The organism is Pleomorphochaeta sp., from assembly GCF_050031695.1.
Taxonomy (GTDB): domain Bacteria; phylum Spirochaetota; class Spirochaetia; order Sphaerochaetales; family Sphaerochaetaceae; genus Pleomorphochaeta.
Genome location: NZ_JBNAIC010000065.1, coordinates 57819 through 72951, shown reverse-complemented (window position 1 = coordinate 72951; position 15133 = coordinate 57819). Strand labels below are relative to the sequence as shown.

The following is a 15133-nucleotide window of genomic DNA, read 5'->3' as shown; positions in this document are numbered from 1 at the left end:
TGAAGTTTTAGATGCTGGTAAACATGATGACTTATTAGTTAATTACTTTAACTTAAGTTGGGAAGGTAACAGTGAACTTCCTGCAGGTGATTATGTAAGTAACGTAAAGATCTCTTATACAATCGAATAGTAGATACAATAAAATATATAAATACAACCTCCTAAAAAAGCAGCTGTTTTATAACTAGCTGCTTTTTAAATGTCTATTTACTTAATAATCATTATGTAAAATATACTTAAGATAAAAACCATTATAATTTTTAGCATAATATTATATTAATAAAAGTAATAATAAATTAACTAAAACCCATATAAAGAAAACCACCTTATATTATTTCTTTTTTTTAAAAATTAATCATCTAGAATATACTATACAGATATGATAGAATTAATTAATAAAAACGATTGGGAGATTGCTTTGTTTTCAGACATTAACTTAGTAAAAGAGCTTATAAATAACGATAGCGGATTAACTTTACTAACTAAAAAAGACTCCCCTTTTATTATTTCATTTCTATATAAAATGTTTAAACAAGATTCTAATGATAATGGAATTGAACAACAATACTTTGTTCAAAAGCTAGCATCTTATTTAAACAAAGATAATAATTTCTCAGACATAATCGATGATGATAATTCTTATAGCATTGAAATAGATACCTATGATAAAGCTTTAAATTTAACAAAGAAATGGTCTTCTCCTGAAAATCATTTTATATTTAGGTATTATAATGAAAACAATATAGAGATGATTGATCTTTCAACACCTGTTGATAGATTATTTAGGTATTTTGAAGAGATTGATAATTTAAAAAACATGTTTGTTGCTACAGAATCTAAGTTTATTGAAATAATCGACAGAATTAATGAATTAGACCAAAATACTACAACTAATCCACAAGCACGTATTAATGACTTACAGAGACAAAAAGCAGAATTAGAAAAAGAAATAAAACAAATTGAAGAAACTGGTGAGGTACAAACCTTTACTCATACACAAGTCTCAGAAAGAATTAATTCTTTGAATCAAGTTTCAAAATCACTAATAGGTGATTTTAAACAACTAAGAGATAATAATCACAAAGTTTTTTCTGAACTATGTAAAAAGCAATTAGAAAATACAGAAAATAGAGGAACTATATTATCTCATATATTAGATCAAACAGAAGAATTACAAAGAACACCTCAAGCTGAGAGTTTTAATTCTTTTTGGTTTTATTTAAGTAATAGAGAAGACAAAGAAGCTATAAAAAACAAGATTGAGCGAATTAGAAAAAAATTACCAAATCAAGATTTTGAAAAATCTTTTTATGATACATTTGAAGAAACATTATACAAATCAGGTAAAGCTATACTTGAAGAAAACCGATTATTATCAGAAAAACTACAAAAAATAATAACTAAAAAAACGAGCTCTGAATATAAATATATTTCTTCTTTAACAAAAGAAATTAAAACCTTAAGTGTAAAAAAAGATTTAACTATTCCTTATAAAGATACAATCTTAGTTATAGACGGTAATGCAGATGTTAATAATGATATGGCAAGACCTCTAGAGTTAATAAATTTTCAAGCTAAAAACAATTTATCTCAATACAAAAAAGCTGAAATCCCTAAAATCGATTTATCGCAACTTGTTATTGATATTTATGTTAATGAACTTGAAATTAAGAAAAACATTGAAAATTATTATAATGATAATAAGACAAATAAATTTAATTTTTCTATTCAAGAGATAATAAATAAATATCCAATAAAATTTGGATTAGCAGAAACCTTAACATATTTATCTATAATATATAAATCTGATTGGGCAAAAATTAATGATACAGAATCCGAAACTATAATATTTTCAAACAATGATAGTACAAATTCCAAAATATCTCTTTCTATCCCAAAGGTGGTAATAAAAAAATGAGTGAAAACCAATTTACAAACACAAAACAATGGAGCGATATTTGTGTAAGACTTTTACAAGGTCCTATATTCGAAGAAGATAATAAAGATATATTTGAAAGATTAAGACTTTGGAATAAAGAAATTAATTCATATTTCAATATAATTGGTTTAAAGTTGTTTTATAGTGATGAAATTGACTACTCTTATCTTGAACAAATAGAAGACGAAGACGGAAATGTTATTAATAATTTTAACCGTTTACTAAAGAGACATCCATTAACTTATGAAGCTTCACTTATTTTAGTAGTATTAAGAGAAGAATTAGATAAGTTTGAATTAGAAAATATAAATAGCGAAAATTTAATATTAAAAGAAAGTGAAATAGCAGATTTAATTGAACCTTATTATAAAGAAACAACTGACAAAGTAAAATACAAAGATTTAATTTCTTCTAATCTAAATTATATAGCTAATATGAATTTAATTAAAAGAGTTAATACTTCTGATGAAAATCTTATTTTAACAAATGATAGAGAATATTTAATAAGAAATATTTTAAGAGCTAAAGTAAGTGCATCGTTCTTAAAAGAATTTAAAGAAAAACTTGAAGAGCTTAAGGAGACCCCTAATAATGAGGAATAAAAATCTAGAATTTGATTTTGGTATAGAACATAGCGGATATAGACTTAAAAAATTCCAATTATACAATTGGGGCACTTTTGATAACCATTTAGTAAACCTTAATATTGATGCTGAGAACACCTTATTAACAGGTAGTAATGGTTCAGGTAAAACAACTCTTGTAGATGCAATTTTGACTTTACTTGTACCAACTAATGATAGAACCTATAATTTATCAAGTGGAAATGACGGAAGAAATGGAAGAAGTGAAGAAAGTTATGTACTTGGAGCATATTCAACAGAAAAAAATGAAAAAGACTACACTGCAAACAGGAAGACATTAAGAGATAAATCAACTCACAGTATCTTATTAGCAATATTTTCAAATAGAACAGCAGCTAATTCAATAACGTTAATGCAATTTAGGTATTTTTCTTCAAATGGAGCATTAAAAAGGCAATATTTTGTTATAGAAGGTGAGCTAACGCTTGAAATGTTAAATCAAAGAAAAGTGGGTTATAACCCAGCAACAAATTGGATTCAAGATATAAAAAAAGCTTTCAGTGAAACAGAAATTACAACATACGATACCTTTAAAAGATATAGCCATGATTTTTCAAAAAAATTTGGCTTTAGATATAAAGACAAAGCAATTAAAATATTTTCACAAACTGTTGGAATGAAAGACCTTCATGATATAAATGGTTTTATTAGAGAAAAAATGTTAGATGAAAACGATTCTTTTGATATTTTTACAAATATATCAAAAAATTATAATAATCTTCAATTATTAAAAAACCAAATTGAAAAAGAAGAACTTCAAATTAAACTATTAGAAAATATTAACGAATCTTATTCTTCCTTTAAATATTACTCAACTAAAAAAGAAAAAAAAGAATTAACTAAAGATAAATATTTAAAAATATGGGAAGCTCAAACATCTCTATCCATAATAAAAGAGGAGATAAAAGAATTATCTGCAACCTTAGAAAAAGAAGAAATAGAAATAAAAACAACTAAAGATAATAAAACAATTATTGAAAATAACATTAAAGAAATTAATCAAACTTTATTTTCAGATGCTAGAAATTCAAGAATAGAAGAATTATCTAACAGAAGAAAAGATTTAATTAATACAATTAATCATTTAAAAACGCAAGTTAATATTTATGAAAAAAATTTAAATATTCTTCATCTAACTTATCCAAATGATGAAAATTCTTTTTATCAAATTTCTAAAGATTGTTCAAATAAAATTTCTATTATTGAGAACAAACTTGAAAAACTAGATGATGATAAAAATGAAATATTATCTATAAAAAATAATATAAACAATAAAATCGATAATATTAATAATCAGCTTTTAGCATTAAAAGATATAAATAGTAATATTCCTTTACAATATATAGAATTAAGAAAAAAAATAAGTGAAGAAACCTCTATAAATATTGAAGACTTAATCTTTCTAGGAGAAGTTATTAGAATTAATAATACTTCTTTAGATAAAACACATGCTATAGAAGCCTTAATTAGACCAATAGCTCTTTCTTTACTTGTTTTACCAAACCATTCAAAAACAATTGCAAAGTACATTGAAACCTTAGATTTAAATATAGATTTAAATTTAATAATTGTGAAAGAAGTTCAAGAACAAGCTATTATCAACGGGGAAGATAAAGATCAATTAAGCATTTTTGATGATGATGATGAGATTATATTCGAAGAAAACTCTTCTCCTATATATTCTAATCTAATGATAGATATAAAAGAAGATTATCAATATAAAGATTTTATAAAAGATTATTTAAGTAATAATTTTGCATATAGTTTTTCAACAAATAACGAAACAACATACACACAGAGCAATTCTTTCAATGAAAATGCTTTATTAAATAAAAATGATATTTTTTACAAACCAATAACTAATGAAAAACAAGACTTTCATGTTATCGGTTGGGATACAGATAAAAAATTAATTAGATTAACAGAAAGAAATAATGAACTAACAGATAATCTTCTTTCAATCGAAGTAGATTTACAAAAACAAGAATCCTTAATCAAAAAAGAAAATAAAAAATTAGCTAGTCTAATTTATTTATCAGAATTCAAAGATTATTCCTCAATTAATATATCTCAATATACGGAGCAGATTGAGAATATTGATCAACAACTTTTAGAATTAAAAGCTTCAACTTCAGATTTAGATAATTTAAGAGAAAAATTAATAGAAATTGAAAAAGAAAAAGATGATATTGATTACACAATAGATAATTTAAATCAACAAATTGGTGGATTAAAATCAGCACTTAATAATAAAGAATCTTTTAAAAAACAAATTGATACAATTTTATTTGATCAAGATTTAACTTCATATTTTGAACCAATATCTCAAATGATTAATGAATATAATCTACCTTCAACTTTTTCGGATACAAAGGAAGTTAAATATTACAAAGAAAAAATAGAAGCGTTAATTTCGAAAGAAATAAATGACAATTCTAATTCTTTATATAAAACAGAAAAAGATCTTATATCTCAAATTAATCAGTTTATTAATCCTAAAGCATCGATTATAAATCAATTTCCTTCCTGGTCAAATGATACTAATAATTTAACAAATGATATTGCCGCTATTGATTTATTTAACTTATTGTTAGACAAACTTAAAACTGATTCTCTTCCAAAATATAAAGAGCAATTTTCTAATCTTAGAACTAGACAAATACAACAAGATATCATTGATTTAAATTCTAGCTTAAAAGAATGGAATAGAAAAATAAAAGACAACATTGTTGAATTAAATGATAGTTTAAATAGTTTAATTTACCAAAAAAGCCCTGAAACAAAAATTAAAATTACTATTGAAGCAACTAAAGATAAAGAAATAAGAAAATTTAAAACTTTACTTCATAACGCATTACCTACACTCAATGATGAGAATATTTCAGAAACTGAAAAACAAATAATTAATGAATCATTTATAACAGGAGTAGATAATTTAGTAAATATATTAAAAGAAAATGAAAGGTTTGCTTTAAAAGTTTTAGATGTTAGAAATTGGTATCAATTTGGAGTTGAAGAATACTTTAGTGAAAACAATGAACAAGCAAGATATTATAAAGATAGTTCAGCTATTTCTGGCGGACAAAAAGCTAAATTAGCATATACTATTCTAGCTGCAGCAATTGCACACCAATTTGATGTCTTTAACTATGAAAATAGCTCAAGAGCGTTTAGATTTGTCATCGTTGACGAAGCCTTTAGCAAAAGTGATGATGAAAATAGCAGATATGCAATGGAATTATTTAAAGCTATGGATTTACAACTAATGGTTGTAACACCTATGGATAAAGTAAATCTAGTTGAACCTTATATTAATAGTGTTCAAATTACTATTAATTCAGACAACAGACATTCTTTTGTACACAGTATAAAGAAAGAAGAAGTTCTAAACTATAACAAATAATTATAGATACATTATAATGATGAGGTTAGTTTAAAAAATATTAATAAAGCTAATAAAAGGCAATTTTATCAATTGGAAGAAACTATATTCTGAATTGAATATTAAAATTCTTCTAAAAACAAATGCCATTATTATTGCTAATATTATTGTTAAACTAACTTCTATTATTGTTTTTCTTAAAGCTATTCTTTGCATTTTAATTAACTCTTTTAAATCTGGAATATCATCAAAAACTGTTAATTTATTTTTAAACTCTTCAATCGGAGTTATAAATGAATAATTATTTTTTAAATAGATTTCAACTGTTGAATCAATATTCTTTTCTTTAAAAAATATTTTTAAAAATGAATGAATTAATGGAAAACTCTTTATAAAAGAATATATACTTCTTACAAATAAAATCAGAATAATTAATGAAGAAATCATTGCGCTTTCTTTAGTATTATTTGATAAGAATAATATTGCAATTACAAAAATAGCTAAATTTATAAAACAATTTTTAATAATTTTATTTCTTTTCTTTTTCAATATTTCAGTCAATTTTTTTTCAGCATATTCAAAAGCTTTGTTATATCCATTTTTTATAGATTCTTGTATTTTTGAATTAATACCTTCATTAATAATAGGTTTAGAAATTTTAGCTCCAAGCTTCATAATTTTTGAAAATTTTGTCCATACATAAGTTAAGACAGTAACATCATCAACTAAACCTCCGACTGGAATAAAATCGGGAACAACATCAACAGGTAAAACTAAATATAATAAAGAACCAATTAGTAAAACTTTTAAGCTATTAGGTGTTTCATCACTCTTAAAGCCATTATATATATCAACAACCTTATCCCATATCTTAACTACAGGACCTCTTTTCATCGAAGGGAGTTTATCTTCCATATTAATAATTTGTTCTTCATCTACATTATCGCCAAGCTTCGAAGCTAATTCTATTGATCTTTTATTTTCTTCTTCCATATATTGATAATAATGCGCTAATCAATATAGGTCAATAAATTGAATTAAAATGATATTCTTGTCTCATAATATTTGATAAATGATTTTTTAGGCTATTAAAATCACAATAATAGTCAATATATTGTTTTTTAGCATATTCATATGGTAAAAATTTATCATATTTGAAGTTCCCATATACAATACTTTTTGAAATCTTTAATTCTTCAATACTTGGTAGTTTACAAAAACTTATTTTATTTAATACTTCGACAATCTCATTATAAGAAATAAAAGGTTTTTCAATAGTAATAACAAAATCATTTTGACAACTATTTCTAAATCCAAAATGTGTCAATAAAATTGATAAGGCTCTAGATTCTTTTGTACCTAACCAGCAATATAGATTATAAGTTGCAGAATCTTGTTTGATAATTAAAGACGAATCTAATTTTAAATATTTAAATTTCTCTCTACACTTTTCTAAATATTGTTTAGCATTTTTGTTTAAATATTTGTATTCTCCGTTATTAGCTAATATTTCTTTCATTTTTTGGACTATTTTTATATCAGTATTTATATAATAATCACCTTCCCATTTAGCTTTACCACCTAAACCATCATTAATTACCAATATTTCCATTTTTTCTAAATCTTTATCAACTACTTTCCATTTTACAGATGATAATACAATTCTGTCTCCAATATTAACTTCTTTACCAACTGTTCCAATTATTTTATTTTGGAATTTTACCAACATTTCTTTCTCTGTTTTAAAAACAGCATAAAAATCATAGTAGGTAGATAAATTTTCACCCTTTTGTCCAAGATTAATAGAATTATCTTCCATAATTTCTAAAATATCTAAATCAATTAGATGCAAAAGAAGTTCTTTAAGTTCTTTATGTGAAATATATTTAAATACTTTTATTGATAGAATCCTTCTAGCTAAAGAACTTGGAGCTAAAGCTCCTAATGATTTAATAGTAGATATTAATTGATGCACTAGAATAAAATAACAATATTTAAACTCAGAATTGGGTTCTATCCATTTTTCTTTAATATATAATTCAATAATTGCAATATTTTTTATCAAATCAAGCGGGAAATATAATGGATCTTTCCTAAATAAAGAATCATATTTCTTTAATAGAAAAAACATATTCCTTTGTTGTCCCTTTCTTCCGCTTCTTCCTAATCTTTGAACAAAAGAAGATACACTAAAGGAGGAGCCTACTTGAACTATCAAATCTAACTCTCCTATATCAATTCCCAATTCTAAAGTTATAGTAGCTCCAACACATATATTATTTTTAGTTTTTAAAGCTTCTTCTGTTTCATCCCTTTTCATTTTTGACAATGATCCATGATGTGAATACACTTCAAGCATACTATTTTGTTTTTTTACTAAATCTTTTAACCCTGCAGTAATAGCTTCAACATCTTTTCTAGAATTAGTAAAAATAATACTTTTTTTATTATTAACTAAAGAATATATTTGTTTTAATAAAGGTTGCTCAATTGCAACTACACCATCACTCTCATCCTTTGAATTATAATAATTAAACTCACTGACACTTAGAAACAATAAAGACTCTTTATCTTTACCAATACATATATTAGTTTTTTTGGAATTACAATTATTAATAAATTGAGCTGCCATATCATAAGAGGATATTGTAGCACTTAATCCAATTATTCTAACTTCTTTTTTAATTAAATGTTCAATTCTCGATATTAATGAAATAATTTGCAGACCTCTTTCATTACTCATAAAAGAATGCAATTCATCTATAACTATATATCTTAAATCAAAAAATAATCTTTTAATATTATGACCTTCTTTTATTAATAAAGCTTCTAAAGATTCAGGTGTTATCTGAATAATACCTTTAGGATCTTTAATTACATTTCTCTTTGGAGCTTGTAAGCTTTGGCCATGCCATCTAACTAATGGGAAATCTTCAATTTCTAATAATTGATAAAGTCTTTCAAATTGATCATTGATTAAGGCTATTAATGGACTTATATATAATACACTAATTGATTTACTAGGATTATTATATAAATCTGTTAAAATAGGAAAAAAAGCAGCTTCTGTTTTTCCACTTGCTGTTGAACTAGCTAAAATAATATTGTTATTACTATTTAAAACTTGTGGTATTGCTTTCTTTTGAATATCAGTAAAATCAATCCACCTCTTATCATATATATAATCCTGAATATAAGGAGCTAATTTATCAAATTCTTCCATAACTGTTAAAAAATGCTGAAATTTGCATATTCATCATCAATTACTTCTTCACCATCATTAATCAAAGGTTTTGCAAAACTAAACGTATTTCTCTCAATAATTGATGTAACTGATTCTTTAGGATTTTGATGTAATAAATTTAAAACTTCTATAAAATCTCTTATTATTTCACGTGGAGTTATCTTTTCTTTTGCTCCCATTCGATTAAACTCACTAAATAAGAAATCTTGTATATCTTTTTCATTTATTACTTTTTCATATTTAAATAGAAAGGAATGTAATACACTTAATCTCTCTAATAGAACAAACAATTCGCTTTCATTTAATTTCTGAATATTAATAATTGGTGATAATAAATCTTTCATTTCTGAATTATAAAAACTGCCTTTTGATAGTCTACTTTTTAAAGCTTCATAGCTAAAAACACCTCTTCTTGAGTCTTCAAGACTTCGTGGAGTAGCGCCCATAATAACACCCATATATTTGGCTTTACCTTGAAGAGTATCATTATATATAGATAACAATTTTTCATAATTATTTTCTCTAGAAATTCTATTTGTAATCTTTGATAAGTTAATCATTTCATCACATAATATTAATAAACCTTTATAACCTGCTTGCTTTGCAAAAATTGCAAAGATTTTCAAATAGTCATACCAATCATCATCATTTATAATTATATTAATACCTAAATCTGATTTTGCTTCTCTTTTGCTTAAATATTCACCTCTAAACCATTTTAAAACATTATCTTTTAGAACATTATTATTATCTTCATAGCTAATATAATATAACTCTAATAATTTAGCATATTCAAAACCATGAGTAAGTTCTCTAATTTGATTACACCTAGTATAAATTTCATTAATAACAAATTTTTTTATATTTTCTTCTATTATATTATTTTGTTTTGCATAAAATTTTAATTCATTTATCCATCTATCAAGAACTAAATCTAATGCACCTCCAGAAGGTTTTGCCATTGATGATAAATTTTTTATTAATTCCCGATAAGTTGCTAAACCCTCTTTTTTTGATCCCATTAATCTCCGTGAGGGTGAGAAATCTGCATCCATTACCAAAAAACCTTTTTTAGTAACATGAGATCTAATTATAGAAAATAAAAAACTTTTCCCAGCTCCGAAAGGACCTACAACAAATCTAAAGGTTGCACCACCATCTTCTATTATTGAAATATCATTTAAAATCGCTTCAATTTCTTGAGATCTTCCAACAGCTATATATTCTGCACCTTCTCTAGGAACAACTCCACCCCTTAAAGAATTCATCAAACTATTTGCTATTCTTGTAGGAGGGATTTTAAATTGGCTTTCATCTTTCATAATAATCCTTTATATTACTTCAATTACATTTTCTCTATAATCTTCAATTATCTTTTCATTATCTATGATAATGTCTTCTATTTCTTCAACTGATTTTATATTTATTTTTTCTATAATCAAAGATAACATACAACCATATTCTTCGGCTACTTTATTAGCTTGATGTATATCATCATCAATAATTAATTTTAATATTTCATATTCTTCAACACTTAAATTATTTATCAACCTTGAATAAGAATTTTTCTCAATTATATACTCATTATCAACTGTTTCAATTTCTTTATATTCAGCTATTTGTATCTCTTTATTTTGCTTTAATTTTTCAAAATAACTTTTAGGATTATCATTTATTTCAATATCTTCTGATTCTCTTTCATCTTCGATAATAATTTTATTTTGAATTTCAACACTTTTTTTTCTAACTTTATTTACTTCATCATAATTTATAGAAAAAGCTTTTTTACCTGCCTCATATTTTAATAATTCTATATTTTTATCATATGCTTCTAAGCAAAAAGGATTTTCTTTTATCCAACTTTCAATAATAGTTTTTATTAAGATATCAGCTTCATCATCACTAAATTTATTTCTTGAAAAATATGAATTGAATTCCCTAAAAGTTATATCATTTTTTTTATAATTAGGCTGTAACAATTCTCTAAATTTTTCTCTAAGTGTTTCTAAAAAAGAGGAAAAATAATCAACCCTATATATAGGTTTATTATAATTTTTTAATATACCATTTTTTAATTCTAAATATTTCCCATCTTCTTTATATAAAGAAATTTCCTTATCTAATGGGAGATATGTATATAATCTATGTATAGTTTCAGTATATTTATTATAAATAGGAGATAATGCCTCATTCAAATAAACTTTATCGCCATTTATAAATAAATAGAAATTATTAATTAATGCTGAATCTAAAATATAATCAAAAGAAGTTTGAATTAAATATTTATCAGTTTCATTTACATTTATTCTTAACAATGCTTCATTTAATATTTTATCATTTAGATCTATAATATTTTCTGATTCGCTATATCCTTCAAATATATTTTTTATATTATATATATATTTAAAATTATCAATTGTAAAAGATTCATCATTTTGAAGATATAAAAACTCATATGCTTCAATGATTACTTTTTGAAATTTTTTATTCTTTTTAAATAATTGTTCTGATTGTTTAATTAGGTTTATTTTCTCATAAATTTTAGAAGTATATAAATCATTAATTATCTCCATAATATAGATAATAAAAAATGAAATTTGAGGGTTTTGCGGTAGCATATTTTTTCGCAATTTTGTTCTAAAGCCTATATAAGCAATCAATTCCTTTTTAGTTAGATAATAATATTGAACGCATCTATTCTTTAATCGTGGATTAGTGATTTCTAAATCTTCTTCACCTTCTAATTTAAATAATAACTTTGCATCAATAATAAAAGTTCCTAATTGCTTATCTTTGTTTATAAGAAATTTATTCAATTGTGATTTATATGATCTAGCTTTTTTATTTAGATTATTGTTTTCAATTGTAAAATTATATCTCTTATAATAAGAATCAATTATTAAATTTAGATTGTCCAAAACAACTCCCATGAAAATGATTTTAACATCCAATATATAATATATAAATAAATTTAATTTATTTGTTTATAATTTATACCAATTGATTTATTTTTGCAAAAACTTTATTTTTTTGATATGAAAATAATTAAAGCATCTGATAATGATATTCCTCAACTAAAACAAATATGGTTTGAAACCTTTAATAATGATAAAGCCTTTATAAACGACTTTTTTTTAAATAGATGGGAAAATGATAATTGTTATATTGTAAAAGAAAATGAGACAATATTATCTCTTATTCACTGTTTACAATTTTCATTCACAAGAGAAATGAATAACACCCCAGTTTCTTATATAGTTGGAGCTACAACAAAGTCAGAGTTTAGAGAGCAAGGTTTATTATCAATGCTTCTAAATTTCGCACACAAAGAAGAAGGAAAGATATTAACTTTAAACCCAGGGTTCAATCCATACTTTGAAAATCATGGTTTTTATTATTCTTCAAAATCAATTGTCCAAAAAATACGTGGTAACAAAAAAGTACCAGTTGTTAATGAGAAGAAAGATATATCGACCATTTATATTAATGCTACAGAAGACTTTGGATCTCTCGATAGAGATACTTTTTCGTGGAAGAATCTACAATCGTCTTTTAAAACTATAACAGCTAATCATAAAATGGAAAATGCATATGCATTAGTTATTAATGATGTCGCATATGAAACGATGTGTGAAGGATCAGATAGTGCAGTGGCCTTAAAAAAGAAATTAGAAAGCATGAACATATCGCAAGTATGGATGCCTTCTAATTCCCCTTTATCTTATCTATTTGATAGCCCAAACACTTTTATACCACTAGGGATGAGCAACGAAAAGAATATTTGTGCAAATTTATATATTCCTCAACAATTTTAATTATACAGAATATAGTAAATCACCATAATTTGGCATAGGCCAAATAGATCTAGGTATTTTGAGTTCTAATTTATCACAAATTTTTCTAACAACTTCCATTTGGGGAGAAACAGTTTCATAAAAAGCAAATGCTCTTTCTTCAAGATTATTATTAATTTTAATATTTATTACTAAATGTTCTAAAGTATTAATATTAATTGATAAATCTTCAATTAAATTAGAAATAGTTTTTAAAGTATCTATACTACTATTTATTTTAATATTTGGAATCAAGGCTTTTGTTTGATTTAAACTTATTGCTAACTCACCCATATATTTTTGACTTGCAGGTAGAACTTGTTTATTTATTATATCAATTAATGTAAGAGCTTCAATATTCATTGATTTTTCATAATGTTCAAAAAGTATATCACCTCTTGATAACAACTCTTCTTTACTTAATATTCCAAATTCTTCAAATAGATTAATATTCTTTTCATCTAAAAAGGCTGAAACAGCTTTTACTGTAGAATCAAGATTTGCTAATCCTCTTTTATTTGCTTCTTTTATCCATTCTTCACTATAATTATTACCGTTAAAAACAATTCTTTTATGCTTTTTATAAGTTTCTTTTACAATTGATCTCATTGTTACATCAAAGTCTTCTGCATTTTCTAACTCATCAGCAAATTCTTTCAATGACTTTGCAATTATTGTATTTATAATAGTATTTGTATCAGAAACACTCATAGAAGAACCTAACATTCTAAACTCAAACTTATTCCCAGTAAAGGCTAGTGGAGAAGTTCTATTTCTATCTGTTGTATCTTTAGGGAAATCAGGTAATACATGAACTCCTAAAACCATAGAAGTTTTTTCGACACCTACAGCAATACGACCTTCAGAAAGATCTTCTAAAATACTAGTTAATTCATCGCCTAAAAACATACTTACTATAGCAGGTGGTGCTTCATTAGCACCTAATCGATGATCATTTCCACAAGAAGCTACACTTGCTCTTAATAAATCTTGATACTCATCAACCGCTTTGATAATAGCAACTAGAAATAATAAAAATTGGGCATTATCTTTAGGATTATCACCAGGCTCTAATAAATTTATTCCTTTTTCAGTAGATAGTGAAAAGTTATTATGTTTTCCTGAACCATTTACTCCATCAAAAGGTTTTTCATGTAATAAACAAGTTAAACCATGTCTATCTGCTATCTTTTTCATTAACTCCATTGTTAATTGGTTATGATCACAAGCAATATTAGTTGTTGTATAAACAGGAGCTAATTCATGTTGAGATGGGGAGACTTCATTATGCCTAGTTTTAGAATATATCCCTAATTTCCATAACTCTTTATCTAAATCTTGCATGTAAGCACTAACTCTAGGTCTTAAATTACCAAAATAATGGTCATCTAATTCTTGACCTTTAGGAGGTCTTGCTCCGATTAAAGTTCTACCGGTATATCGTAAATCTAATCTTTTTTCAAATAGAGCTTTATCAATTAAAAAATATTCTTGCTCTGGACCAACTGTTGGAATGATATTAATAGTATCATTATGACCAAATAATTTTACTATTCGAAGAGCTTGTTTTTTTACTACTTCCATACTTCTCAATAAAGGGGTCTTTTTATCAAGAACAGCACCACTGAAAGAACAGAATGCTGTAGGAATACATAAAGTCTCATCTTTTACAAAAGCATAACTTGTGGGATCCCAAGCTGTATAACCTCTTGCTTCAAATGTAGCGCGAAGACCACCGGAAGGGAAAGATGATGCATCAGGCTCACCTTTTACTAGTTCTTTACCTGAAAAAGAAAGAATCATTTTGCCATCTTTTGTTGGGGTAATAAAAGAATCATGCTTCTCTGCTGTTATGCCTGTCATTGGTTGAAACCAATGAGTAAAATGTGTTGCGCCTTTTTCTAAAGCCCATTGCTTCATAGCATGAGCTACAGCATTAGCTATATTTAAGTCTAAATCCTTTCCATTACGTATTGTTTCTTTCAATGCATAATATACATCTTTTGGAAGCCTTTCTCGCATGGCGTCATCGCCAAATACTTGAGATCCAAAATAATCTGATACTTTTTCAGTGTTCATTTTAACTCCTTA

Annotated in this window: 9 protein-coding genes; 4 read left to right on the top strand and 5 right to left on the bottom strand. The window is 25.1% G+C overall.

Going from position 1 to position 15133, the window contains the following annotated elements:
• The first annotated feature begins 379 nt into the window (after positions 1-379).
• From ACPKM0_RS11800 to ACPKM0_RS11790, 3 genes are read left to right on the top strand one after another with little or no spacing between them, the layout of a single operon-like run.
• The gene (locus tag ACPKM0_RS11800) at positions 380-1918 is read left to right on the top strand and encodes a DUF3375 family protein (RefSeq protein WP_472476191.1); all 1539 of its coding nucleotides are present in this window, start codon (positions 380-382) and stop codon (positions 1916-1918) included.
• Positions 1915-2541: a DUF4194 domain-containing protein gene (locus ACPKM0_RS11795; protein ID WP_472476189.1), complete on the top strand. Its 627-nt coding sequence runs from the start codon at positions 1915-1917 to the stop codon at positions 2539-2541. The genes ACPKM0_RS11800 and ACPKM0_RS11795 overlap by 4 nt, the downstream gene beginning before the upstream one ends.
• Positions 2531-5986 (top strand): ATP-binding protein, encoded by a 3456-nt coding sequence (locus tag ACPKM0_RS11790; RefSeq protein ID WP_472476188.1) that lies wholly within the window; start codon positions 2531-2533, stop codon positions 5984-5986. Before ACPKM0_RS11795 ends, ACPKM0_RS11790 begins: the two co-directional genes overlap by 11 nt.
• Positions 5987-6016: 30 nt before the next feature.
• Here ACPKM0_RS11790 and ACPKM0_RS11785 read toward each other — a convergent pair whose 3' ends face one another.
• The 4 genes from ACPKM0_RS11785 to ACPKM0_RS11770 are packed head-to-tail and all read right to left on the bottom strand — an operon-like array spanning position 6017 to position 12127.
• A complete protein-coding gene (locus ACPKM0_RS11785) occupies positions 6017-6958 on the bottom strand; it encodes a YkvA family protein (RefSeq protein WP_472476187.1) in 942 nt (313 codons plus the stop codon).
• Between the two features lie 31 nt (positions 6959-6989).
• Positions 6990-9188 (bottom strand): DEAD/DEAH box helicase, encoded by a 2199-nt coding sequence (locus ACPKM0_RS11780; RefSeq protein ID WP_472476186.1) that lies wholly within the window; start codon positions 9186-9188, stop codon positions 6990-6992.
• A 5-nt stretch (positions 9189-9193) separates the two neighbouring features.
• Positions 9194-10531, bottom strand: coding sequence for an ATP-binding protein (locus ACPKM0_RS11775; RefSeq protein WP_472476185.1), 1338 nt, complete (start codon positions 10529-10531; stop codon positions 9194-9196).
• Positions 10532-10540: 9 nt separating this feature from the next.
• Positions 10541-12127, bottom strand: a complete 1587-nt coding sequence (locus ACPKM0_RS11770) for a tellurite resistance TerB C-terminal domain-containing protein (protein WP_472476184.1) — start codon at positions 12125-12127, stop codon at positions 10541-10543.
• Between the two features lie 117 nt (positions 12128-12244).
• On the opposite strand from ACPKM0_RS11770, the gene ACPKM0_RS11765 reads away from it, so the two are divergent.
• Entirely contained in the window at positions 12245-13024 is a 780-nt protein-coding gene (locus ACPKM0_RS11765; protein ID WP_472476183.1) for a GNAT family N-acetyltransferase, read from the top strand.
• Here ACPKM0_RS11765 and ACPKM0_RS11760 read toward each other — a convergent pair whose 3' ends face one another.
• Positions 13025-15121, bottom strand: coding sequence for a glutamine synthetase III family protein (locus ACPKM0_RS11760; protein WP_472476182.1), 2097 nt, complete (start codon positions 15119-15121; stop codon positions 13025-13027). It abuts the gene before it with no gap.
• Positions 15122-15133: the final 12 nt, after the last annotated feature.

Bases quoted from the DNA above. Each gene is read 5' to 3' on its own strand.
- ACPKM0_RS11800 (WP_472476191.1), top strand. From the start codon at position 380: ATGATAGAATTAATTAATAAAAACGATTGGGAGATTGCTTTGTTTTCA.
- ACPKM0_RS11795 (WP_472476189.1), top strand. From the start codon at position 1,915: ATGAGTGAAAACCAATTTACAAACACAAAACAATGGAGCGATATTTGT.
- ACPKM0_RS11790 (WP_472476188.1), top strand. From the start codon at position 2,531: ATGAGGAATAAAAATCTAGAATTTGATTTTGGTATAGAACATAGCGGA.
- ACPKM0_RS11785 (WP_472476187.1), bottom strand. From the start codon at position 6,958: ATGGAAGAAGAAAATAAAAGATCAATAGAATTAGCTTCGAAGCTTGGC.
- ACPKM0_RS11780 (WP_472476186.1), bottom strand. From the start codon at position 9,188: ATGGAAGAATTTGATAAATTAGCTCCTTATATTCAGGATTATATATAT.
- ACPKM0_RS11775 (WP_472476185.1), bottom strand. From the start codon at position 10,531: ATGAAAGATGAAAGCCAATTTAAAATCCCTCCTACAAGAATAGCAAAT.
- ACPKM0_RS11765 (WP_472476183.1), top strand. From the start codon at position 12,245: ATGAAAATAATTAAAGCATCTGATAATGATATTCCTCAACTAAAACAA.
- ACPKM0_RS11760 (WP_472476182.1), bottom strand. From the start codon at position 15,121: ATGAACACTGAAAAAGTATCAGATTATTTTGGATCTCAAGTATTTGGC.